19 protein-coding genes are annotated in these 22,763 nt (G+C 53.4%); 13 read left to right on the plus strand and 6 right to left on the minus strand.

The genetic code is table 11. The annotated features are described in order from the left end of the window. Nucleotides 1-215: 215 nt before the first annotated feature. The 4 genes from D5398_RS07670 to yejF are packed head-to-tail and all read left to right on the plus strand — an operon-like array spanning nt 216 to nt 5,778. On the plus strand, nt 216-2,021 hold the full coding sequence (locus tag D5398_RS07670; RefSeq protein WP_120507079.1) for an extracellular solute-binding protein: 1,806 nt from the start codon (nt 216-218) through the stop codon (nt 2,019-2,021). A 10-nt stretch (nt 2,022-2,031) separates the two neighbouring features. Continuing rightward, nucleotides 2,032-3,126, plus strand: coding sequence for a microcin C ABC transporter permease YejB (yejB, locus tag D5398_RS07675; RefSeq protein ID WP_120507080.1), 1,095 nt, complete (start codon nt 2,032-2,034; stop codon nt 3,124-3,126). Beyond that, nucleotides 3,126-4,169 carry an ABC transporter permease gene (locus D5398_RS07680; protein ID WP_120507081.1) on the plus strand — a complete coding sequence of 348 codons (1,044 nt, stop codon included), beginning with the start codon at nt 3,126-3,128 and terminating at the stop codon, nt 4,167-4,169. The genes yejB and D5398_RS07680 overlap by 1 nt, the downstream gene beginning before the upstream one ends. A gap of 1 nt (nt 4,170) precedes the next feature. Further along, complete coding sequence (yejF, locus tag D5398_RS07685; protein WP_120507082.1) at nt 4,171-5,778, plus strand: microcin C ABC transporter ATP-binding protein YejF; 1,608 nt, start codon at nt 4,171-4,173, stop codon at nt 5,776-5,778. A gap of 54 nt (nt 5,779-5,832) precedes the next feature. On the opposite strand, the gene D5398_RS07690 is transcribed toward yejF, so the two are convergent. Further along, a complete protein-coding gene (locus D5398_RS07690) occupies nt 5,833-6,177 on the minus strand; it encodes a YejG family protein (protein WP_120131312.1) in 345 nt (114 codons plus the stop codon). Nucleotides 6,178-6,857: 680 nt separating this feature from the next. Between D5398_RS07690 and D5398_RS07695 the strand changes: the two genes are divergently transcribed. Genes D5398_RS07695 through D5398_RS07705 form a run of 3 tightly spaced genes read left to right on the plus strand, consistent with a single transcriptional unit; the run spans nt 6,858 to nt 10,539 of the window. Continuing rightward, on the plus strand, nt 6,858-7,475 hold the full coding sequence (locus tag D5398_RS07695) for a sorbitol dehydrogenase family protein (protein WP_120507083.1): 618 nt from the start codon (nt 6,858-6,860) through the stop codon (nt 7,473-7,475). Then, entirely contained in the window at nt 7,475-9,130 is a 1,656-nt protein-coding gene (locus tag D5398_RS07700; protein WP_120507084.1) for a GMC family oxidoreductase, read from the plus strand. Before D5398_RS07695 ends, D5398_RS07700 begins: the two co-directional genes overlap by 1 nt. Further along, on the plus strand, nt 9,127-10,539 hold the full coding sequence (locus tag D5398_RS07705; RefSeq protein ID WP_120507085.1) for a cytochrome c: 1,413 nt from the start codon (nt 9,127-9,129) through the stop codon (nt 10,537-10,539). The genes D5398_RS07700 and D5398_RS07705 overlap by 4 nt, the downstream gene beginning before the upstream one ends. A gap of 61 nt (nt 10,540-10,600) precedes the next feature. Here the strand turns inward: D5398_RS07705 and D5398_RS07710 are convergent, their stop codons facing one another. Together D5398_RS07710 and idnO are read right to left on the minus strand one after the other, a co-directional pair. Further along, nucleotides 10,601-11,344: an SDR family oxidoreductase gene (locus tag D5398_RS07710; protein WP_120507086.1), complete on the minus strand. Its 744-nt coding sequence runs from the start codon at nt 11,342-11,344 to the stop codon at nt 10,601-10,603. Nucleotides 11,345-11,352: 8 nt separating this feature from the next. Then, nucleotides 11,353-12,117 carry a gluconate 5-dehydrogenase gene (gene idnO, locus D5398_RS07715; protein ID WP_120507087.1) on the minus strand — a complete coding sequence of 255 codons (765 nt, stop codon included), beginning with the start codon at nt 12,115-12,117 and terminating at the stop codon, nt 11,353-11,355. A gap of 205 nt (nt 12,118-12,322) precedes the next feature. On the opposite strand from idnO, the gene D5398_RS07720 reads away from it, so the two are divergent. Further along, nucleotides 12,323-13,306, plus strand: coding sequence for a LacI family DNA-binding transcriptional regulator (locus tag D5398_RS07720; RefSeq protein ID WP_120507088.1), 984 nt, complete (start codon nt 12,323-12,325; stop codon nt 13,304-13,306). 175 nt (nt 13,307-13,481) lie between these two features. Continuing rightward, entirely contained in the window at nt 13,482-14,834 is a 1,353-nt protein-coding gene (locus D5398_RS07725) for an MFS transporter (RefSeq protein WP_120507089.1), read from the plus strand. Nucleotides 14,835-14,875: 41 nt separating this feature from the next. On the opposite strand, the gene D5398_RS07730 is transcribed toward D5398_RS07725, so the two are convergent. Both D5398_RS07730 and rsuA read right to left on the minus strand, forming a co-directional pair. Continuing rightward, a complete protein-coding gene (locus D5398_RS07730) occupies nt 14,876-16,081 on the minus strand; it encodes a Bcr/CflA family multidrug efflux MFS transporter (RefSeq protein ID WP_120507090.1) in 1,206 nt (401 codons plus the stop codon). A gap of 27 nt (nt 16,082-16,108) precedes the next feature. After that, on the minus strand, nt 16,109-16,816 hold the full coding sequence (rsuA, locus tag D5398_RS07735; protein WP_120507091.1) for a 16S rRNA pseudouridine(516) synthase RsuA: 708 nt from the start codon (nt 16,814-16,816) through the stop codon (nt 16,109-16,111). 319 nt (nt 16,817-17,135) lie between these two features. On the opposite strand from rsuA, the gene radD reads away from it, so the two are divergent. Next, nucleotides 17,136-18,899, plus strand: a complete 1,764-nt coding sequence (gene radD, locus D5398_RS07740) for a DNA repair helicase RadD (protein ID WP_120507435.1) — start codon at nt 17,136-17,138, stop codon at nt 18,897-18,899. A gap of 150 nt (nt 18,900-19,049) precedes the next feature. Further along, entirely contained in the window at nt 19,050-19,340 is a 291-nt protein-coding gene (gene rplY, locus D5398_RS07745) for a 50S ribosomal protein L25 (protein ID WP_120507092.1), read from the plus strand. Between the two features lie 125 nt (nt 19,341-19,465). Here the strand turns inward: rplY and yejK are convergent, their stop codons facing one another. Continuing rightward, nucleotides 19,466-20,470 (minus strand): nucleoid-associated protein YejK, encoded by a 1,005-nt coding sequence (yejK, locus tag D5398_RS07750; RefSeq protein WP_120507093.1) that lies wholly within the window; start codon nt 20,468-20,470, stop codon nt 19,466-19,468. 221 nt (nt 20,471-20,691) lie between these two features. On the opposite strand from yejK, the gene D5398_RS07755 reads away from it, so the two are divergent. Both D5398_RS07755 and yejM read left to right on the plus strand, forming a co-directional pair. Next, on the plus strand, nt 20,692-20,919 hold the full coding sequence (locus tag D5398_RS07755; protein WP_015696497.1) for a YejL family protein: 228 nt from the start codon (nt 20,692-20,694) through the stop codon (nt 20,917-20,919). A gap of 24 nt (nt 20,920-20,943) precedes the next feature. Next, nucleotides 20,944-22,725 carry an LPS biosynthesis-modulating metalloenzyme YejM gene (gene yejM, locus D5398_RS07760; protein ID WP_120507094.1) on the plus strand — a complete coding sequence of 594 codons (1,782 nt, stop codon included), beginning with the start codon at nt 20,944-20,946 and terminating at the stop codon, nt 22,723-22,725. The last annotated feature ends 38 nt before the right edge of the window (nt 22,726-22,763 follow it).

Genomic DNA, 22,763 nt, shown 5'->3' on the forward strand with positions numbered 1-22,763 from the left:
GGCCGGCCTGACTGTTTTTTTCATCTTTTTTTGCATCTTTTGTTCCATTTTTCTTTTAGGCGTCTGCATCCGGTTGTGATAAAAAGGCCGGAATCAGGGATGAAATCTAAGGCTGGTGCGTTACAAGGCCTTAGCTATCAATTGATTAAACCCGAACAATAATCTGCGGCAATGCCCGCACGATGCTCTCACCCTCACAGGAGTGCTGATTCAGGATGTTTTCTCGCGTGTTTGCCGGTGTGCTGTGCCTGCTGAGTCTCAGCGCACAAGCCGAAGTCATACAGGACAGCTATGCGTTTGCCATTTTAGGCGAACCCAAATATGTCTCTAACTTCACCAGTTTTGACTACGTCAATCCCGCCGCGCCGAAGGGAGGACAGATTACGCTGGCCGCTATCGGCACCTATGACAACTTCAACCGCTTCGCCTCACGGGGCAATCCGGCGGCACGCAGCGGCTCGCTTTACGATAGCCTGTTCACCACCTCCAGCGACGAAATCGGCAGCTATTATCCGCTGATTGCAGATTCTGCCCGTTATGACAGCCAGTACCGCTGGGTCGAAGTGGACATTAACCCGCGCGCCCGTTTTAACGACAACACCCCGATCACCGCCAGCGACGTGGCTTTCAGCTTCAAAAAGTTCATGACCGAAGGCGTACCGCAATTTCGCGTGGTTTATAAAGGTGTGGAAGTAAAAGCCATATCGCGTCTGACGGTGCGCATGGTCTTGCCCAAACCTGATAAAGACATGATGCTCGGACTACTGGGCCTGCCAGTTTTGCCCCAGGTGTTTTGGGAAAACCATAAATTCAACGAACCCCTTAGCACGCCACCGCCAGGCAGCGGGCCATACCGCATCAGTGATTATAAGCTCGGCCAGTACATCACTTACTCGCGGGTTCCTGACTACTGGGCCGCTAATTTACCGGTTAACCGCGGGCGCTATAACTTCGACACCATCCGCTACGATTATTATCTGGATGATAATGTCGCGCTGGAGGCCTTTAAATCCGGTGCCTTTGATTTCCGCATGGAACCCTCGCCAAAGAACTGGTCAACGCAGTATCAGGGCGGCAATTTCAGTAAAAATTTCATTGTGAAAGCGGATGAAGAAAATCAGGCAGCGCAGGATACACGCTGGCTCGCTTTCAATCTTCATCGCCCGCAATTCGCCGACCGCAAAGTGCGCGAGGCCATTACTCTGGCATTCGATTTTGACTGGATGAATAAGGCACTCTATTTCAGCGCCTACCAGCGGGTGAACAGTTACTTCCAGAATACAGATTACGCGGCAAAAGATTATCCGAACTCTGCCGAGCTGGCCTGGCTCGGCCCCCTGAAAGGCCAGGTGCCTGCGGAAGTCTTCACCTCGCTGTATCAGCCACCCCGTTCCGACGGCAGTGGCAACGATCGCGCCAATCTGCTGAAAGCCACGGCATTGCTGAAAGAAGCGGGATGGGAAGTAAAAGATCAGGTGCTGGTGAACAGCAAAACCGGCAAGCCGTTTACTTTTGAACTGCTGCTGCCGGGCGGCGGGAACTCGCAATATGTGCTGCCGTTCCAGCATAATCTGCAACGTCTGGGCATCAAAATGTCGATCCGTGAAGTGGATAGCTCGCAGTTCGTGCGCCGTATGCGCCAGCGCGATTACGATATGATCCCGACGGTTTATCCTGCCACTTCTTATCCGAGCAGCGATTTGCGGATTTACTGGAATACTCAATATCTCGATTCCACTTATAACAAATCGGGTATCAGCGACCCGGCCATCGATAAACTGACCGATGAAATTGCCGCGAATCAGGGTAAACCCGATGCGTTGTTAGCGCTAGGACATGCGCTTGATCGCGTACTGACCTGGAATATGGTGATGATCCCGATGTGGTACACCAACCACGAACGCTATGCGTACTGGGATAAATTTTCGATGCCGGCCATCGCCCCGTCCAATGGAATGGAACTCGATACGTGGTGGTACGACGTAAACCGCGCAGCCCGTTTACCTGCGCAACGCCGCTGAGGAGCAGATTGTGGCCGCCTATCTTTTAAGACGACTACTGCTGGTGATCCCGACGCTGTGGGCGATCATCACAATTAACTTTTTCATTGTGCAAATCGCGCCTGGCGGACCGGTTGATCAGGCCATTGCCGCCATTGAAATGGGGCAATCCAGCGGTTTACCCGGTGCAGGTGGAGGCAGCGGGAATGGCAAAGCATCACCCGGTCTGGCGCAGTTTGGCGAAGGTCAGTATCGCGGTGCCCGTGGCCTTGATCCGGAAGTGATCGCCGAGATTACCCACCGTTTCGGTTTCGACAAGCCTCTGCACGTGCGGTATTTCGACATGCTGTCGGATTATGTCCGGTTTGATTTTGGCGACAGCCTGTTCCGCGGTTCTTCGGTGATGGGGCTGGTGAAAAACGCGTTGCCTGTTTCTGTCACCATCGGCCTGTGGAGCACACTGATTATCTATCTGGTATCGATTCCGCTCGGCATCCGCAAAGCGGTACGTAACGGCTCGCGGTTCGATACCTGGAGCAGTTCAGTGATTATCGTCGGCTATGCCGTGCCTTCGTTTCTGTTCGCTATCTTATTGATTGTGCTGTTTACCGGCGGCAGTTATCTCGACTGGTTCCCGCTGCGCGGCCTGACATCCCCGAATTTTGATACCCTGCCGTGGTACGGCAAAGTGACCGATTATCTCTGGCATATCACATTGCCGGTGCTGGCGACGGTGATTGGCGGATTTGCCACGTTAACCATGCTGACCAAAAACTCGTTTATGGATGAAGTGGGCAAGCAGTATGTAGTGACCGCGCGCGCCAAGGGGCTAAACGAGAAACAGATTTTGTACCGGCATGTCTTTCGCAACGCGATGCTGCTGGTGATTGCCGGTTTCCCTGCCACCTTTATCAGCATGTTTTTCACCGGGTCCTTGCTGATTGAAGTGATGTTTTCTTTACAGGGGCTGGGATTGCTGGGTTACGACGCCATCGTACAACGCGATTTCCCGGTGATTTTCGGCACGCTGTATGTTTTCACGCTGATTGGTTTGCTGCTTAATATTGTCAGTGACATCACTTACACGCTGGTTGACCCGCGTATCGATTTTGAGGGCCGCCAGTAATGAGCCTTTTTAAGCTGGGTAACGTCAGTCAGGCGCGATGGGCGCGGTTCTGCCAGAACCGCCGCGGCTTCTGGTCGCTGTGGATTTTCATGGTCATGCTGATTCTGGTGCTGTTATCCAACGTCATTGCCAATGACAAACCGCTGCTGGCACGCTATCAGGGACATCTCTACGTGCCATTTCTGGTCAACTACAGTGAAACCACCTTTGGCGGGGAGCTGGAAACCCCTGCTGATTATCAGGATCCGTTCGTTGTGCGCCAGATTGAAGACCACGGCTGGGCGGTTTGGGCACCTATCCGCAGCAGCTATAACTCCATTAACTTTTCCACTACGCAGCCCTTCCCTTCGCCACCGTCTGAACAAAACTGGCTGGGTACTGACAGCAACGGTCACGATGTGCTGGCGCAAATTCTCTACGGACTGCGCATTTCACTGTTCTTCGGCATTATGCTGACCGTGCTGACCTCTGTGATTGGGATTATGGCCGGAGCCACACAGGGTTATTACGGCGGGCTGATTGACCTGCTCGGCCAGCGTTTTATTGAAGTGTGGTCCAGCATACCGACGCTGTTCCTGATTATCATTCTGGCAAGCGTAGTGCAGCCGAATTTCTGGTGGCTGCTGCTGATCACCGCGCTGTCCGGATGGATGACGCTGGTCAGCGTGGTGCGGGCCGAATTCCTGCGCACCCGTAATTTTGATTACATCCGGGCCGCGCAGGCGATGGGTGTCAGTGACAGCGCCATTATGCGCCGCCATATGCTGCCCAATGCGATGGTGGCGACACTGACTTATCTGCCGTTTATTCTGTGTGGTTCGATTACCACCCTGACATCGCTGGATTTTCTGGGTTTCGGCCTGCCGCTCGGTTCGCCTTCGCTCGGCACGTTACTGATGGAAGGTAAAAATAATTTGCAGGCACCGTGGCTGGGCATCAGCGCCTTCGTGGTGCTGGCCGCATTGCTGTCGTTACTGATTTTCATTGGTGAAGCCGTCCGTGACGCCTTTAATCCGTCCGCACATCATCATGAGGCGCTCTGAGATGACAGACACTCCTCTCTTACAAATCAAAAATCTCAGCGTCGCCTTTCGTCAGGGAAATCAGCCACAGGAAGTCGTCAGCGACGTTTCGCTCAATATTCATGCCGGCGAAACTCTGGCGCTGGTCGGTGAATCCGGTTCCGGCAAAAGCGTCACCGCGCTGTCGGTATTACGCCTGCTCCCTTCTTCCGTTGTCTATCCTCAGGGCGATATTGTGTTTGCCGGGCAATCGCTGCTTCACGCCAGCAGCAATACCCTGCGCCAGATCCGCGGTAATGAAATTTCGATGATCTTTCAGGAGCCGATGGTTTCGCTCAATCCGCTGCATACCCTTGAAAAACAGCTCACAGAAGTACTGATCTTGCACCGTAATCTTCGGGGTGACGTGGCCCGCAGCGAAATACTGCGCTGTCTGGATCGCGTGGGTATTCGCCAGGCAGAATCGCGCCTGAAAGATTTCCCGCATCAGCTTTCCGGCGGTGAACGCCAGCGCGTGATGATTGCCATGGCGGTGCTGACTCGCCCGAAACTCCTGATTGCTGACGAACCGACCACTGCGCTGGATGTTTCCGTGCAGGCACAGATTTTATCGCTGCTCGATGAACTCAAACAGGAAATGGGCATGGCGATGCTGTTCATCACGCATAACCTGCGCATAGTGCGGCGTCTGGCGGATACCGTGGCGGTGATGCGGCACGGTCGTGTGGTGGAACAGCAACCCCGCGCCACGCTGTTCAGCGATCCACAAGATCCTTATACGCGTCAGTTATTGCAGGCTGAACCTCATGGTCGCCCGCAACCATTGAAAGACGAATCTGCCGTTCTGCTCGACGTTAAAAATCTGGATGTCGGTTTCCCGGTGAAACGCGGACTGCTGCGCCGAACCGTCGGTATCAAACATGCGGTAAATCAGGTCAGTTTTCAGCTGCGTCGCGGCGAGAGTCTTGGCGTGGTAGGCGAATCCGGTTCAGGTAAAAGCACCACAGGTCTGGCATTGCTGCGGCTGATGAAATCGCAGGGGGAAATCTGGTTTGACGGCCATCCGCTGCACACTTTCTCGCGCAAAAAAATGCTGCCGTTTCGCAGCCGGATACAGGTGGTATTTCAGGATCCCTTCTCGGCGCTAAATCCCCGTTTCACGGTCGGGCAAATCATCGCCGAAGGTTTGCTGGTTCACAGGAAAATCAGCGAACAGGAGCGGGAAAAAGAAGTTGTCCGCGCCATGCAGGAAGTGGGATTACTTCCGGAGACACGTCACCGTTATCCCACGGAGTTTTCCGGCGGTCAGCGCCAGCGTATTGCCATTGCCCGCGCGCTGATTTTACAGCCGGAAATGCTGATCCTTGATGAACCTACGTCGTCGCTGGATAAATCGGTACAGGCGCAAATTCTGACTATCCTCAGCGAACTGCAACAACGCCACGGTCTGACGTATCTGTTTATCAGCCATGATTTGCACGTAGTGCGGTCTTTATGCCATCAGCTGATGGTATTGCGAAACGGGGAAGTAGTAGAACAGGGAGATTGTGAGCAGATTTTTACTGCGCCGCAGCAGGCTTATACCCGTGAGTTGCTGGCAGCGTCAGACGCATTCGACACAATCCGTTAGGGGACGATGAAGGTGTCGAAGGCCATCGCCTGAAACAGTGAAATTTCAGGCGGTTCAGAACGGATAAAGTGCAGTAACGGATTCTGCGATCGCGGCGCCAATATTTTTCAGGCAGCAGAGCGTGGCACTTTCATCTTCACGATGAACAAACAAGCAGGGTTCACCGTCAATTTCGACGATCGCTGCTTTAACCTGAATATCTTCCAGCGCATTTGTCAGCTGATGCATCACCTGCCAGGCGAATTCGCCTTCGTGGCTGAGCAGTTTCAGACCAATCAGATTGTTATCTTCATCGTTACCAGGCAGCGGAATCGGTTCAACTTTGATACCGGCAAAACCCGACAACCAGCGATAACTTTGCGGCAAACGATGTACTACCGAAAGTTGGATATTATTCACGTGGTTCCCCAGACAATGATTCATACATCTTATACCAGATGTTTTTACAAAATCGCTACAACCCTACTGCTTAAGTTATAGCCGACAGTCTTCGCTTTGCCCAACTTGCGCTCAAATAATTAACATTAAATTAACGTCACTGGATACAAAACCGCAAACTCAGGTCATTTTTATGCCTGCTCCCGAATAATCTGAGAGGCAGATCTCATTTTGGCTTATTTGTAACCTTTTCCGACTTAATCCACAACCATTTTAATCAATTAACGTTACTTTTAATTGCTTATTTGTTTACATTTAATATACAAATGACAATCTCAGTTAAAACCCTCTTCCTTTTTTATTCTCTATTTATCAGGCAAATAGAAGATAATCACTTCCTGTGACAGTCAAAGTTAGTTGTTAATTTCATTCTGAAATGAACCAGTTGGTTACACTTTTTTGCCGCGCCGCATCATACGTTAAAATCTGGATCTAATGTTAATAAATCCGCACAATTTGTTTGCACAAATCCCTCTTCTTTGGCTTATCATCCGCACCGTTATAAGTGGTATACCCTATCGGGACCGATATCGGCAGAAACTAACCCGCTGATAAATCTCGCATTACGCAAATTATAATAAGAATCACATAAGCGAATTCACTGCCGTTTGGCAAAACAACCCATTCCCAGCGAGAAAGAGATGGAAAACGATCCTTCAATCATTGGAAACAACACACCTGAAAATGGAACCGGTTTCAGTCGTCGCGAACTGCTGAAAGGCCTCACCTCCGCGATGGTGGCCACCACCCTGCTCGGCTTCCCGTTGCTCAGCCAGGCGGAAAAAGAAACCGCTACACGGGAGCCGGTCATCTTCGGTCAGTTCTATCTGGTATCACAGGCCATCACTGAACATAAAAATATCAGCGAAGGTTCTTCGGCTCAGATTTTCAACGCCTTTTACCGTTCACAGCCCGACTTTCCTGCCCAGGTGAGCAAGTTACATGCGCTGGTGAAACCGGGTCAGGCCGCGAAAGATTTACAGGAAGTGGCAAAGCAAAATGGTTTGGGCGAACTGGTCACCAGCATCGTCACCGCGTGGTATACCGGTACGGTCGGACATGGAACCGATTCCATTTTGATTGCCTATAAAGATGCGCTGATGTATCGCCCGGTCAGTGACGGTCTGATAGTGCCGACTTACTGCGGTAACGGTCCGCTTTACTTCACTGCTGCGCCTCCTGCTGCCGCAATGCCGGAATCCATGAACGCCGATCGTTTTACCCATCCTTCTGAAACAAATGTTGTGAGTAAAGCCTGATGAAAAAACCAGAATTTACCGCAGACGGTGATGCGTCTGCTGATGTGATTGTTGTCGGTTCCGGCATTGTTGGCGGCATGATTGCCGACCAGCTGGTCAGCCAGGGACATTCCGTGCTGGTGCTGGAAGCAGGCTTACGTATTGAACGTGCGCAGGCGGTGGAAAACTGGCGCAATATGCCGTTCGAAAACCGCGCCGGTTCTGACTTTCAGGGTTTGTATCCGCAGTCAGAAAAAGCCCCTGCTCCGCTGTATTTCCCGGAAAATAACTATGTCCACCTGACCGGACCGAGCGCGGGCAGCTTCAAACAGGGTTATCTGCGCACCGTCGGCGGCACCACCTGGCACTGGGCGGCTTCGTGCTGGCGTCACGTTCCTAACGATTTCAAAATGAAAACGTTATACGGCGTGGGCCGCGACTGGCCCATTTCATACGATGAACTCGAACCATATTATTGCCGCGCTGAAGAAGAGATTGGCGTAGCAGGCCCGAATGATCCGCAGTTGCAATCCCCTTCCGAGCGCAGCAAACCCTATCCGATGGAGCAGGTGCCTTACGGTTACGGCGACACGCGTTTTGCTGAAATCGTTAACCCACACGGTTACCGTTCAGTGCCTATCCCGCAAGGCCGCAGCACGCGCCCGTGGAACGGTCGCCCGACCTGTTGCGGTAACAACAACTGCCAGCCGATCTGCCCGATTGGAGCGATGTACAACGGCATTGCGCACGTTGAACGCGCCGAGAACAAAGGCGCCGTGGTGCTGGCCGAAGCGGTGGTCTACAAAATCGACACCGATGAAAACAACAATGTGACTGCCGTTCACTGGCTGGACAGCGATAAAAAATCGCATAAAGCCACCGGTAAAGTTTTCGCACTGGCCTGTAACGGCATCGAAACCCCGCGTCTGCTGCTGATGGCGGCGAACGAAAAGAACCCGAACGGTATCGCCAACTCCTCTGATCACGTTGGACGTAACATGATGGATCACTCCGGTTTCCACTGTACGTTCATCGCCAAAGAGCCGCTTTGGATTGGCCGTGGTCCGGCGCAGAGCAGCTGTCTGGTGGGGCCGCGCGACGGAGATTTCCGCAAAGATTATTCTGCCAACAAGATGATCCTCAACAACATCAGCCGCGTGATCCCGGCAACGTCGAAAGCGTTGCAGATGGGTCTGGTCGGTAAAGAGCTGGATGAGGAAATTCGCCGCCGTTCCATCTTTGGCGTGGACTTATCCATCAGTCTGGAACCGTTGCCGGATCCGAATAACCGCCTGACGCTGAGCACCACCCGTAAAGATCCGCACGGTTTGCCGTGCCCGGACATTCATTACGATGTCGGCGATTACGTGCGTAAAGGCGCGGAAGCGGCGCACAAACAGCTGGAACACATCGGTTCCCTGTTTATGGCCGAAGAATTCAACATTACCACCAGCCTTAATGCCAATAACCACATCATGGGCGGCACCATCATGGGCAGTGATCCGAAAGATTCCGTGGTCAACGGCGAATGCCGGGCGCACGACCACGCCAATCTGTGGTTGCCAGGCGGCGGTGCTATTCCGTCTTCCAGCGTGGTGAACAGTACGCTGACCATGGCTGCACTCGGCCTGAAAGCGGCAGACGATATGGCGAAAAAACTGGCAGGTGCTGCATGAAAAAACTTCTCACTGCCTGCCTGCTGAGCGCCGCGTTCGGGGGCTTTGCCGCCAGCGCCACGGCAGATGACACTCAGGCTGCACTTATACATCAGGGTCAGGAAGTCGCGACCGCCGCTGACTGTCAGGCCTGTCATACCGCGCCAGAAGGTGGTAAGCCGTTTGCGGGTGGCTATGAAATCCACTCGCCGATGGGTACGATTTACACCACTAACATCACCCCGTCGAAGCAGTTTGGTATCGGTGATTACACCGAAGAACAGTTCACCCGCGCGGTGCGTGAAGGTGTGCGTCCTGATGGTGCCAATCTTTATCCGGCCATGCCTTATACCTCTTACAGCCATATGAGCGATGCCGACATGCATGCGCTGTATGTCTATTTCCAGCAAGGGGTGAAGCCGGTCGAGCAGCCTAATCCTGAAACCGCCCTGCCGTTCCCGTTCAACATGCGTATTGCCATGGCGGGCTGGAACATGATGTATCTCGACAGCACGCCGTTTAAACCGGATCCGTCGAAAAGCGAGCAATGGAACCGTGGCGCCTATCTGGTCAACGGTGCCGGTCACTGCGATACCTGCCACACGCCACGTAACCTGATGATGGGTTCTGTGACGGATAAACCGCTGGCAGGCGGCATGGTCGGCCCGTGGTATGCGCCAAACATCAGTTCTGATCCGGTCAGCGGTATCGGTAACTGGTCGCAGGCTCAGCTGGTGGAATATCTGAAAACTGGCCGTACTGCCGGGAAAAACCAGGCAGCGGGCGGCATGGCAGAAGCGGTGCAAAACAGCCTGCAGTACATGTCTGACACGGATCTGAACGCGATAGCCTTCTACCTGAAGAACAGTACGCCGGTGCATGACCCTCGCGATACGCAGGCGGCGGATACTTTCGGTAAGCCGGTGAATGTGGAAGAAGGTTTACGCGGTGCGCATCCGTATAACGCGAACAAGACCATCGATAACGGTGCGGCATTGTTCAGCGGTTATTGCGCCAGCTGTCACCAGCCGGACGGTTCTGGCAGCAAGAATCAGGCGTATCCGTCGCTGTTCAACAACACTGCAACGGGCATGGGCAACGCCTCTAACCTGATTTCCGCCATTCTGTACGGTGTGGATCGCCAGGTCGGCGACCATCACGTTCTGATGCCGAAATTCGGCGTAGGTTCGTATGTCGGCCAGCTCGACGATCAGCAGATCGCCGATATCTCGAACTACGTGCTGAAAAACTACGGCAACGCCGGTGTTCAGGTCAGTGCGCAGGATGTCGCGGTGTTACGCGCCGGTGGTCCGGTCACATTGCTGGCAAAACTCCAGCCATTCATGGCTCCGGCGATGGTGGTCGGCGTGATTGTTCTGCTGGTGCTGATTTTCTGGCTTGGCCGGAAACGCAAAACCAAAGCGGCGTAATCCTTAAACAGAAATGCAAAACGGCCCGCAAAGGGCCGTTTTTTTGTCTCTGAAACCCAACTTATCCTCTGCCCACCAGCGGCATGGCGCTCGCCATTATGGTCATGGTCAGCACGTTAGTATCGAGCGGCAACCCGGCCATAAAGGCCACGGCCTCGCCGACGCGCTCCACCGGGATCACCGGTTCTTCGGCAATATGCCCGTCAGCCTGCATTCTGCCCGCCAGCGCTTTATTGCCCATATCCGTTGCCGCATTGCCGACGTCAATTTGTCCGCAGGCGATATTGAACGCACGTCCATCCAGCGCCGTAGATTTGGTCAGCCCGGTAATGGCATGTTTACTGGCAGTGTAGGGTGCGGAATTCGGGCGCGGCGACTGCGCTGAAATAGAACCATTGTTAATGATGCGTCCGCCCTGGGGTGATTGCTGCTTCATCAGCTTCACCGCTGCCTGAGTACATAAAAAAGCACCGGTCAGGTTGGTATTGATCACCGACAGCCAGTCTTCCACCGGCAGGTCTTCGATCGGCACATCTTTAACGTTATTGCCGGCATTATTGAACAGCACATCCAGCCGTCCGAAGGTTTCCTGAATATCCTGAAACAGCGCGGCGACTGATTGCGGGCTGGTGACATCCAGCTGACGCGCCACCGCCTGTCCCGGCGCAAACAGTGTAACCGCCTGATCCAGCTTTTCTTTGTTTCGCCCGGTCAGGATCACGGTAAATCCAGTCGCTTCCAGGGCTTTCGCCGCGCTCAGGCCGATACCGCTGCCACCGCCGGTAATGAGTGCAATTTTGCTCATCGTGTCTCCTATACTGCGGCGAGCATGCCGCCATCAATGAATAACAGGTGGCCATTCACGAAATCTGAGGCTTTGGATGACAGATACACTGCGCCGCCAACCAGCTCTTCCGGATTGCCCCAGCGTGCGGCCGGTGTGCGTTTGCAGAGCCATTCGGAGAACTCTTTATTGTCCACCAGCGCCTGTGTCATATCGGTTTTGAAATAACCCGGCGCAATGCCGTTTACCTGAATATTGTAGCGCGCCAGCTCGACACACATGCCGCGGGTCAGCATTTTTACCGCGCCCTTTGAAGCCGCGTAAGGTGTGATAGTGTCGCGGCCCAGCTCACTTTGCATCGACCCGATATTGATGATTTTGCCGCGTTCACGCGGGATCATGTAACGCGCCACCGCCTGAGAAACCAGAAACACAGATTTCTGATTGACGGCAATCACGTCATCCCAGTCTTTTTCCGGGAATTCCGTAAACTTGTGACGGCGCTGAATACCGGCGTTGTTTACCAGCACATCAATCGGCCCGATGGTGCTTTCAATGTGATCAATCGCCTGATTCACCGCCTGACTGCTGGTGACATCAAATGACACCGCATGGGCGATAAAACCTTCCGCACGCAGGGCTTCTGCCGCTTTTTGCGTGGACTCCGGTTGCGTGCCGTTAACGATAATTTCTGCGCCATGCTGCGCCAGCCCTTTCGCCAGCAGGAAACCCAGACCGCGCGTCGAGCCGGTAATCAGAATCTTTTTATTATCCAGTGAAAAGAGATTTGTCATGACGTTGGCCTTATTGAATGCTTATTAAAAAAGTTAGCTTCACTACACCGGTTTACCTCGTGCTAAACCGTGATACAGATCACCTCGCGGGATGTTAAATAACCCTGTTACTCCCGCTGTGATCCTCATCATTTTGATAACAATTTCCGGCGCTTTCTGTTTCAATAACAAGGTATCTTTGCAGGCCCAACCAGGAACATTTCGCATGAGAAACCAGCGCGTGACACTACAGGATATCGCCCAACTGGCGGACGTCACGAAGATGACGGTGAGCCGTTTTCTGCGCACGCCGGAAAAGGTGTCTCCTGAAACCCGCGAACGCATTACGAAGGTGATGGAAGAGGTCGGATATCCGCTGGAAGAAGCCCGCGGACCCGCCAAAGCGCCGCGTATCGGCATTTTGGTCCCTTCTTTCAACAACCAGATTTTCTCCGATTTACTGGCAGGTATTGAGTCAGTCACTTCCGCGCAGGGCTTTCAGACACTGGTGGTCAATTACGATTACAGCAAAGAGCGCGAGGAAGAACATATTATCAATCTGCTCGGCTATCAGCTGGCAGGGCTGATACTCACTGATTCTGTACACACGCTGAAAGCCGATAAGTACCTGAATGCGGCTGAAATTCCCGTCGCACAGGTGATGGATCTCGATAATCCGCACGGGCGCATCGCGGTCGGTTTTGATAATCAGCAGGCCGGTTACGATATGGCCAACACCCTGCTCGCCAGTGGCAAAGAGCATGTGGTGTATTTCGGTTCGATGTCAGATGCGCGTGACCAGAAACGTTATCAGGGTTACAGCCGCGCCATGAATGAACGCGGCCTGACGCCGGTACATATCACCCCAAATAAAGTCTCATCAGTTTCAATCGGTGCCGGTATGCTGGCAATGGCGCGTCAGCTATATCCGCAAACAAACGCTATTTTATGCACCAATGACGATATTGCGGTGGGTGTGTTACAGGAATGTATCAAACTGGGCATTCGTGTTCCGCAGGATATGGCGATTTCAGGCTTCCACGGATTAGATATCGGGCTGGCAACCAACCCATTACTGGCCAGCGTGATCACGCCGCGCTTTGAAATGGGCAAGGTAGTGGCGGAAATATTGCTCAAAAAAATCAGGAACCTGCCGACGATTGAACGTGTGGATCTGCATTACCGGATTTCCCTCGGCGGCACGATCTAATTCTCCTTTCTGTATCAATATCGCCTTTCCATCCTGCACGCGAACACGGGTGCAGGATCACGTATGTGGTAACACCTTTTCTTAACATAATTCAACGTGACTCCTGTCACGAAATACTTTCCTCAAAATGCTTTTATTAAGCCATCACCGGTTACAAGCACACAGAGGAAAGAATATGGATAATAAGATTCCTAAGGCCCGTTGGCTCCGCGTAATAACGCCAATACTTATCGCCTGCATTATTTCTTTCATGGACAGGGTTAATATTAGTTTCGCCATGCCCGGCGGAATGGATGCCGAATTAGGTATTACCGCTTCAATGGCCGGTCTGGCCGCCGGTATATTCTTTATCGGATATTTATTCCTGCAGGTTCCGGGCGGCAGTCTGGCGGTCCACGGCAGCGGACGGAAATTTATCGCCTGCTCGCTGGTGGCCTGGGCAATCATCTCCATTCTGACCGGTTTTATCACCAACCAGTATCAGCTGCTGTTCCTGCGCTTTGCGCTGGGTGTGGCAGAAGGCGGGATGCTGCCGGTGGTACTGACCATGGTCAGTAACTGGTTCCCGGATAAAGAACGCGGCCGCGCCAATGCTTACGTACTGATGTTTGCGCCGCTTGGCGGGATGATCACTGCGCCGTTGTCAGGTCTGATTCTGGATACGCTGGACTGGCGCTGGTTGTTCATCATCGAAGGGGCATTATCTTTTGTGGTGATGCTGTTCTGGTGGTTCACCATCAGCGACCGTCCGGAAGAGGCTAAATGGCTGTCAGCGCGTGAACGCGACTATCTGGTAACAGAACTGAACCGTGAACGCGAAGCGCTGAAAGCTCTGGCACCGGTAAGTAACGCGCCGCTGAAAGAGGTGTTCCGTAACAAGTCTATCGTCAAACTGATCATCATTAACTTTTTCTATCAGACCGGGATTTACGGCTACACCCTGTGGCTGCCAACCATCCTGAAAAATCTGACCGGCGGCGACATGAGTTCGGTCGGTATGCTGGCAATTATCCCTTACGTCGGCACCATGTTGGGGATCCTGGCGATGTCCGTATTGTCTGATAAAACCGGTAAACGCCGTATGTTCATCGCCCTGCCGCTGTGTGGTTTCGCAGCCTGTCTGGCAGCGTCCGTGGCATTCGGTCATAACATCATGGCGGCGTATGGTTTCCTGGTCGGTGCCGGTTTCTTCCTGCAAGCCGCCACCAGCGCCTTCTGGACTATTCCGGGCAAAGTCACCACGCCGGAAGTCGCAGGCAGCGCACGCGGCGTGATTAACGGTCTGGGGAATCTGGGGGGGTTCTGCGGGCCTTATCTGGTCGGCGTACTGGTCAGCTTGTACGGTCAGAGCACCGCGATTTATGCACTGGTGGCGTCATTACTGATTGCCGCAGCGGTCACCACATTACTGCCGAAAGAGTGCGATATGGCGCTGGTGCCGGGCGCAAAAGCCAAAGCGATGGCCGACAACTATGCCCGCGCCAAAGCCGCGCGTCGGGTTCAGGGAGTGAAAGCGGAGATAGTGTAACCTGAACTCCCTCCCCTTCGCGGGGGAGGGAGCCGTCTGAGTTATGCGGTTTCCACAGCGACTTTCGCCGGACGGCTGGCATACAGATACAGCAGCGTCGCAGCCAGAATGCAAAACGCCATTGAACCTACCATCGGCCAGGCGCTTTTCGCGGTAAACAGTGAAAGCACAGAACCAATCGCCGCACCGGTGCCGAAACGAATCGTCCCGGCCAGTGAAGCCGCAGTACCGGCCATGTGCGGGAAGTCGTCCATAATCACCGCCATCGCGTTAGATGTCACCATCGCAATCACGCCGACATATCCCGCCACGCCAATCACCATCGCCCAGAACGGCAACCCAAAGGTGCAGACGATCACCAGCCACATGCCCATCGTCAGCTGCACAAACAGCCCGAAGCGGAACATCTTCACTGCGCCCACGCGGCGCACATTACGGCTGTTGATGAGCGTGAGGATCACCAGCGCCACAATGTTCAGCGCAAAGTAAAAGCCGAAGTGCTGCGGCGAAACGCCATTGAGTTCGATATACACAAACGGACCGGCGCTGAGGAACGAGAACATGCCTGCGAATGAAAAACCACTCGCCAGCATATAACTCAGCACGCGCTTATGCCGGAACAGGGATGCAAAGTTGCCGATACTGGTACGCAAATGAAACTTCTGCCGTCGTTCTTTGGGCAGCGTCTCTTTGATATACACACCCACCAGCGTGGCGGCGATCAGTGCTGCAATCGCCATCGCCCAGAAAATCGCGTGCCAGCTAAAAATCGCCATCAGCAGACCACCGAGCATCGGGGCCAGCAGCGGCGCGACCGTCATCACCAGCACCACAAAAGACATCATTCGCGAGAACTCGTCTTTGGTGAACATATCGCGCATCAGCGCATTGATAACCACACTGGCGGCAGCAGCAGCCAGACCGTGCAGGAAACGCATCCAGACCAGCTGCTCAACCGATTGCGCCAGCGCACAGGCACCGGCGGCGACGGCAAAGATCAGCACGCCCCAGAAAATAACCGGCTTACGCCCGAGGCTGTCCGCCATCGGGCCGTAAAACAACTGCCCTATCGCAAAACCCAACACATAGGCGCTGAGCGTCATTTGCACGCTGCCCGCCGGAACACCATATTCCTGCGCGATCACGGGCATACTTGGCAGATACATATCGATGGCCAGAGGCATCAGCATCGATATCAATCCCAGGATGAAAATCAGTCCGATGTGGGATACCGGTTTTTCTTGCACTTTCAGCTGCTCCAGTTAGAGGAAAAACTATTGCGAGGGAACGCCAACGCTGGCAATTTCCTGCTCAGTTAAAGGCCGGTACTGACCCGGTTCTAAATCTTCATCCATCACAATTTCGCCGATACGTTCACGATGCAGGCCCACCACGCGGTTACCCACGGCGGCAAACATACGTTTCACCTGATGATAACGGCCTTCGCTAATGGTCAGACGCACCAGACAATCTTCGATTTTTTCGAGTTGCGCAGGCTTAGTCAGGGAATCTTCGTTATGCAGCTGAACACCTGCTTCAAACTGGGCGGCAGTATCGTCAGCCAGCGGATGCTCGAGCGTCACCAGATAGGTTTTTTCACACTGATGGCGTGGTGAAGTGATGCGGTGCGACCACTGGCCGTCGTCGGTCATCAGCACCAGACCGGTCGTGTCGATGTCCAGACGCCCTGCGGCGTGCAGCTTGTAGGCCACAGGTTCTTCGAGAAAATACAGCACGGTCGGATGATCGGGATCGTCGGTAGAGCACACATAACCCTGCGGTTTGTTGAGCATGAAATAACGCGGGCCGGTGATCTGGTTAAGCACGTTGCCGTCGAATTCGACACGCTGCTCAGGGCTGATTTTCATCGCGCCGGTTTTGACGATTTCACCGTCCACGGTGACACGCTTGTTACGCAGTTCGCGCAAAACCAGCGCGCGGCTTACGCCTAATTGCTGAGAGAGAAACTTGTCCAGACGCATTGAGTAGACTTGCCTTCATGGCGATCTGAGTGATCGCGTTACTGATAAAACACAAGACCCCGCCGTCGCGATACGCAACTGACAGGGTTCAGGGTTGTTCGGTTCGTAATAATTGCAAAGAGTTATTATTACTTAGAGGAGGCAGACTGGCTGCCGCGTTGAGAGGAATAGTATAGCCGCGCAACCGGTCAGGAAGAAGGAAAATAAGCAGGCTACACATTCACGGCAGGTGATTTTTTTGCTCATCGCCATAGGTCTGATTTCTTGGCATACTTCACTACTGTCTTTATCAACAGTAAAACTACAGGTGAATGGTGCCGTGACCGCTTTTACGCTTCGCCCCTATCAGCAGGACGCCGTGGATGCCACGCTGCGTCATTTCCGCCAGCATGACGAACCGGCTGTGATCGTGCTGCCGACCGGTGCCGGAAAAAGTCTGGTGATTGCCGAGCTGGCAAGAGTGGCGCGCGGGCGCGTTCTGGTTCTGGCGCACGTCAAAGAACTGGTGGCGCAAAACCACAGCAAATACCTTTCTTACGGGCTGGAGGCGGATATTTTCGCTGCCGGGCTGAATCTGAAACAAAGCAGCGGCAAAGTAGTGTTTGGCAGCGTGCAGTCCGTTGCGCCTAATCTGGCAGAATTTAGCGGGGAGTTTTCCCTGCTGATTGTCGATGAATGCCACCGGATTTCCGACGATGACAACAGCCAGTATCAGCAGATTATCGGCCACCTTAAGGCACAAAATCCGCGTCTGCGCCTGCTTGGGCTGACCGCCACGCCCTACCGTTTAGGCAAGGGCTGGATTTATCAGTATCACCATCAGGGCATTGTGCGCGGCGATGCGAAAAGCCTGTTTCGCGACTGCATTTATGAACTGCCGCTGCGCTACATGATTAAAAATGGCTTTCTGGTGCCACCCGAGCGGCTCGATATGCCGGTGGTCAGCTACGATTTCAGCCGGTTGCAGGCCAACAGCAACGGGCTGTTCAGTGAAGCGGATCTGAACGACGAACTGCGTCAGCAAAAGCGCATCACCCCGCATATCATCAGCCAGATTATTGAGTTCGCGCAGGATCGAAAAGGCGTCATGATTTTCGCCTCAACGGTGGAACACGCGGGTGAAATTTTTGGTCTGCTGCCGGAAGGCGAAGCGGCGCTGATCAGCGCACAAACGCACGCCGTCGAACGTGACAGGCTGATCACGGCGTTTAAAGCGCAGCAATTACGCTATCTTGTGAACGTGTCGGTGCTGACAACCGGTTTCGATGCGCCGCATGTGGACTTGATCGCCATCCTGAGACCGACCGAATCCGTCAGCCTGTATCAGCAGATTGTCGGACGCGGGCTGCGACTCGCACCGGGCAAAACCGATTGTCTGATCCTCGATTATGCTGGCAATCCGCACGACCTGTTCACGCCGGAAGTTGGCAGTCATAAACCTGCTGGCGATAACAAACCGGTGCAGGTTTTCTGCCCCGCCTGTGGTTTCGCCAATATCTTCTGGGGGAAAACTACCGAAGACGGCACAATCATTGAGCATTTTGGTCGCCGCTGTCAGGGGGTGCTGGAAGATGACGACGGCGAACGCGAGCAATGCGATTTCCGTTTCCGTTTCAAAAGCTGCCCGCACTGCGGCGCTGAGAACGATATCGCCGCACGGCGCTGCCATCAGTGCCAGGAAATTCTGGTTGATCCCGACAATATGCTCAAAGCCGCGTTACGTCTGAAAGATGCGCTGGTACTGCGCTGCAGTGGTATGAATCTGGAAAACGGACGCGATGATAAAGGCGAATGGCTGAAAATCACCTATTACGATGAGGACGGCGCTGACGTTTCCGAGCGTTTTCGCCTGACGACCCCCGCCCAGCGCATGGCGTTTCTGCATAACTTCCTGCGCCCGCATCAGCGCGCACCGGGTGTAGCACTGGAATGGAATACTGCCGCGGACATCGTCGCGCAGCAGGTTTTACTGCGTCATCCGGATTTTGTGGTGGCGCGCATGAAAGGCCAGTTCTGGCAGGTACGCGAAAAAATGTTCGATTACGAGGGCCGGTACCGCCGGGCAAATGAGCTGCGCGGGTGAGAAAACCGGCGATTTGTATTGCTGCTGCTACCCTGCTCCGGTATCATACCGCCCGCTTTCGCCTTGTGTGAAAGCTGTAATACTCAACTCGTCACTCGGTCGCAGGTGGCGGGGCACATTTTAGAAGTAGTTCTAATCGAGAAACATACAATGATCACTATCAATGTAGAAGTACGTCCACAGGACGAGCAGGGCAAAGGTGCGAGCCGCCGCCTGCGTATAGCCAACAAATTCCCAGCTATCGTTTACGGTGGCTCAGCTGATCCGGTTTCTATCAAACTGGACCACGATTCTGTAAAGAACCTGGAAGCTAAAGCGGAGTTCTACTCTGAAGCAATGACTCTGGTTATCGACGGTAAAGAAACCAAAGTTAAAGTTCAGGCTGTACAGCGTCACCCGTTCAAGCCAAAACTGGCTCACATCGACTTCGTTCGCGTTTAATCGCTGACTGAGTTGTTGCGCATCGGGACGCCGTGCGAGAACAAATAAAAAACACCGCCCAGGCGGTGTTTTTTATTGGGCGCTATTCTGAGTTGCTCCTCCCCCTGCGAAGGGGGAGGGAGCCGTTATTTATTGCCTGCTTTGCGCTGTAACTGATCCCGCAAATTCGGTGGCGTGCCTTTGATGGTCAGGGTATCAGTGGCCGGATCCCAGAAAATACGCTCGCCCATCAGCATGGCATCAAAGTTAATGCTCAGCCCGCCGCCGCTGCCGGCGAATTTGGTCAGCTGACGCAAGGTGCTGCGGTCTGCCGGGAAGGTTTCTTCCAGCTGATAGCCCTGCTCTTGCGTGAATTCTTTAAATTTCTTGTCATTCCACGGCGGCAGTTCTTCGGACAAATCATCCAGCGCGATTTCTTCGCCCGCCTGCAACTGCTCGTTGCAGTAGGTATAAACCTGCTGACGGTAATTTTGGCGCTCGTTTTTATCGAGCTGCGCTTCGGTACAGAAATCATCAACCGCCTGCAACAGGCCCCGGTTCTGCGCTTTGGTATCCAGACCTTCGGATGCGCCGAGGAAATCCATAAAGAAGTCAGAGACTTTGCGCCCTACCCGACCTTTCAGGAAGGTCAGATAGCGGGTGGATTCGGGATTGGTTTCCCATTCGGTCAGATCGATACGCGCCACGATATCAGCGTGATTGATATCGAGATAATGAATGCTGCTGACATCAAGCTGCTCGTTGACACGCATACTGCTGCGGCTGTTAAGTACCGCCACCAGTAAATATTCGACTGCCAGAAAACGGTAATGACAAAACAGCACCACACCGCCTTCCGCAAACGGGTATTTCGCCAGTTCATTACGCAGGCGGCCAGTGGCAGCGCGGCTGAATGACAGAAAATCGTCGTCCCCTTTACGGCAACTGCGCAACGTCACAGCCAGCTCGCTGTCTTCATTGAACAGACCATACGCTTTGCTTTTGGCACTGTAGACGCGGTGCAGCTCAGCCATCATTTCATCAACGGCCGCATTCGGCGTCAGAAGCGTATCGCGCAACACAACATCCAGCGTTTGCTCGTCACGTTTGTTCAACTGGTGCAGAGCAATCTGCTCAATATCCAGACTCATGGGGACTTTCTCCTGTAAGAATTGCAGCCGTGTAAGAAGGGTTTGCCTGCGGGGCGTATTCAAACACCGAAGCGTCAAAGCCGCAACCGCAACGAAAGCTGAAACAAGGATTAATAGATGCGATCACTCTTCCAACATGAACTCAGTTATAAAAATGCGGAAAGTAGGTCTGTGATCAGCTAAGATATTGGACTTTGTCAGATCAAGAAGCACAATACTCTATGGCACAATCATCCCGTTACAGTGATGAACACGTTGAACAGCTCCTTTCCGAGCTGGCGACCGTTCTCGAAAAGCACCGCGCCCCGACAGACCTTTCTTTGATGGTTCTGGGCAACATGGTGACTAACCTTATTAATACCAGCGTCGCTCCTGCACAACGCAAAGCCTTGTCCCAGTCTTTTGCTAAAGCGTTGCAAGCGTCGATAAGAGAAGATAAAGCCCATTAATTCACAAACTGCCCAATACCTCTCATGGTGACAAATAGTCAGCGCTATCGCGAAAAAGTATCCCAGATGATCAGCTGGGGGCACTGGTTCGCCCTGTTTAATATCCTGCTCATTCTTGGGCTGGGCAGCCGCTATCTGTTTGTTTCTGACTGGCCCTCTTCATTGCAGGGGCGTATTTACGCGCTGGTTAGCTGGCTTGGGCATTTCAGCTTTATCGGATTTTCCGCATATTTGCTGATTATCTTCCCGCTGACCTTTGTGGTGATGTCGCAACGGCTGCTGCGTTTCTTGTCAGCTATTCTGGCAACCGCAGGACTGACGCTGCTGCTGGTCGATACCGAGGTCTTTACCCGTTTCCATCTGCATATCAATCCGGTGGTATGGGAACTGGTGGTTAACCCCGGACAGGGCGAAATGGCGCGCGACTGGCAGCTGATGTTCATCGCTGTACCGGTCATTTTCCTGCTGGAAATGCTGTTTGGCACCTGGGCATGGCAGAAACTGCGCAGCCTGAATCGCCGTAATTTCGCTAAGCCGGTTGTCGTGCTGTTCATCGTCAGTTTCTTTGCATCACACCTGATGTATATCTGGGCGGATGCTAATTTCTATCGTCCTATCACCATGCAGCGCGCGAATCTTCCGCTCTCATATCCGATGACGGCACGTAAATTCCTTGAGAAACATGGCCTGCTGAATGCCGAGGAATACCAGAAACGCCTGATCGAACAAGGTAATCCGGAAGCGCTGGCGGTGGAATACCCGCTCAATTCCATCAGCTTTGCGAAAACCGGTTCGAAGTATAATTTGCTGATGATCGTGATGGATGGGGTTCATACCGCCACGCTGGATAAAGAGATGCCCGCGCTGAGCGATTTCGCCAAACATAACATTCGTTTTGACCAGCATTTCAGCTCCGGCAACCGTAATGATACCGGCCAGTTCGGTCTGTTCTACGGGATTTCGCCAAGCTATATGCAGGGCATTCTGGCGGCACGTAAACCTTCTGCACTGGTCACGTCACTGGAACAACAGGGATATGAATTTGGCCTGTTTGCCTCTGACGGCTTTAACAGCCCGCTGTATCGTCAGGCGTTGCTGACCGATTTCACCCTGCCGCCACCGGTTAAGCAGTCCGATGAGCAGACGGTGAATCAGTGGCAACAGTGGCTGAACGTGCGTGGTAATGGCCCGTGGTTCTCGTATGTCAGTCTGAACGGGATCAGCACGTCATTGCGTCAGAACGGTGACAGCGTACCGACAGGCAACACTTTTGTTCACCGCTATCAGGCGGGCGCTCAAAGCGTTGATGATCAGATTCAGGCTATCCTGCAATCGTTGAAAGACCGCGGTGAGCTGGATAAAACCGTGGTGGTGATCACCGCGTCTCACGGCATCGAATTTAACGAGAACGGCACCTGGGGTTCAGGCAATGCGATGAACCGCCGCCAGTTGCAGGTTCCGCTGATTATTCACTGGCCTGGCACGCCTGCGCAGAATATCAATAAGCTGACTGATCATGCGGATGTGATGACTACGCTGATGCAGCGTCTGTTGCATGTCACGACATCACCGGCGGATTATTCGCAGGGTGAAGATTTGTTTGCTGCCAAGCGCCGCCATAACTGGGTGACAACCAGCGATGACGGAACGCTGATCATCACTACACCAGAGGAGACGCTGGAACTGGAAAGCGACGGCGATTACCGTGCCTTTGATACCGAGGGCAAACGGATTAAAGATCAGAAACCGGAGCTGGGTTTACTGCTTCAGGTGCTGACCGATGAGAAACGTTTCCTGGCAAACTGATTTCCTGTTGTGAACTCAGTATGAAAAAAGGCCTTCAC

It is taken from the genome of Rahnella bruchi (assembly GCF_003614975.1).
Lineage (GTDB): Bacteria > Pseudomonadota > Gammaproteobacteria > Enterobacterales > Enterobacteriaceae > Rahnella > Rahnella bruchi.

Coding starts and splice junctions, on each gene's coding strand:
- D5398_RS07670 (WP_120507079.1), top strand. CDS start 216: ATGTTTTCTCGCGTGTTTGCCGGTGTGCTGTGCCTGCTGAGTCTCAGC.
- D5398_RS07720 (WP_120507088.1), top strand. CDS start 12,323: ATGAGAAACCAGCGCGTGACACTACAGGATATCGCCCAACTGGCGGAC.
- D5398_RS07680 (WP_120507081.1), top strand. CDS start 3,126: ATGAGCCTTTTTAAGCTGGGTAACGTCAGTCAGGCGCGATGGGCGCGG.
- D5398_RS07705 (WP_120507085.1), top strand. CDS start 9,127: ATGAAAAAACTTCTCACTGCCTGCCTGCTGAGCGCCGCGTTCGGGGGC.
- D5398_RS07725 (WP_120507089.1), top strand. CDS start 13,482: ATGGATAATAAGATTCCTAAGGCCCGTTGGCTCCGCGTAATAACGCCA.
- rsuA (WP_120507091.1), bottom strand. CDS start 16,816: ATGCGTCTGGACAAGTTTCTCTCTCAGCAATTAGGCGTAAGCCGCGCG.
- yejM (WP_120507094.1), top strand. CDS start 20,944: ATGGTGACAAATAGTCAGCGCTATCGCGAAAAAGTATCCCAGATGATC.
- D5398_RS07695 (WP_120507083.1), top strand. CDS start 6,858: ATGGAAAACGATCCTTCAATCATTGGAAACAACACACCTGAAAATGGA.
- D5398_RS07710 (WP_120507086.1), bottom strand. CDS start 11,344: ATGAGCAAAATTGCACTCATTACCGGCGGTGGCAGCGGTATCGGCCTG.
- yejK (WP_120507093.1), bottom strand. CDS start 20,470: ATGAGTCTGGATATTGAGCAGATTGCTCTGCACCAGTTGAACAAACGT.
- yejF (WP_120507082.1), top strand. CDS start 4,171: ATGACAGACACTCCTCTCTTACAAATCAAAAATCTCAGCGTCGCCTTT.
- D5398_RS07755 (WP_015696497.1), top strand. CDS start 20,692: ATGGCACAATCATCCCGTTACAGTGATGAACACGTTGAACAGCTCCTT.
- D5398_RS07700 (WP_120507084.1), top strand. CDS start 7,475: ATGAAAAAACCAGAATTTACCGCAGACGGTGATGCGTCTGCTGATGTG.
- idnO (WP_120507087.1), bottom strand. CDS start 12,117: ATGACAAATCTCTTTTCACTGGATAATAAAAAGATTCTGATTACCGGC.
- rplY (WP_120507092.1), top strand. CDS start 19,050: ATGATCACTATCAATGTAGAAGTACGTCCACAGGACGAGCAGGGCAAA.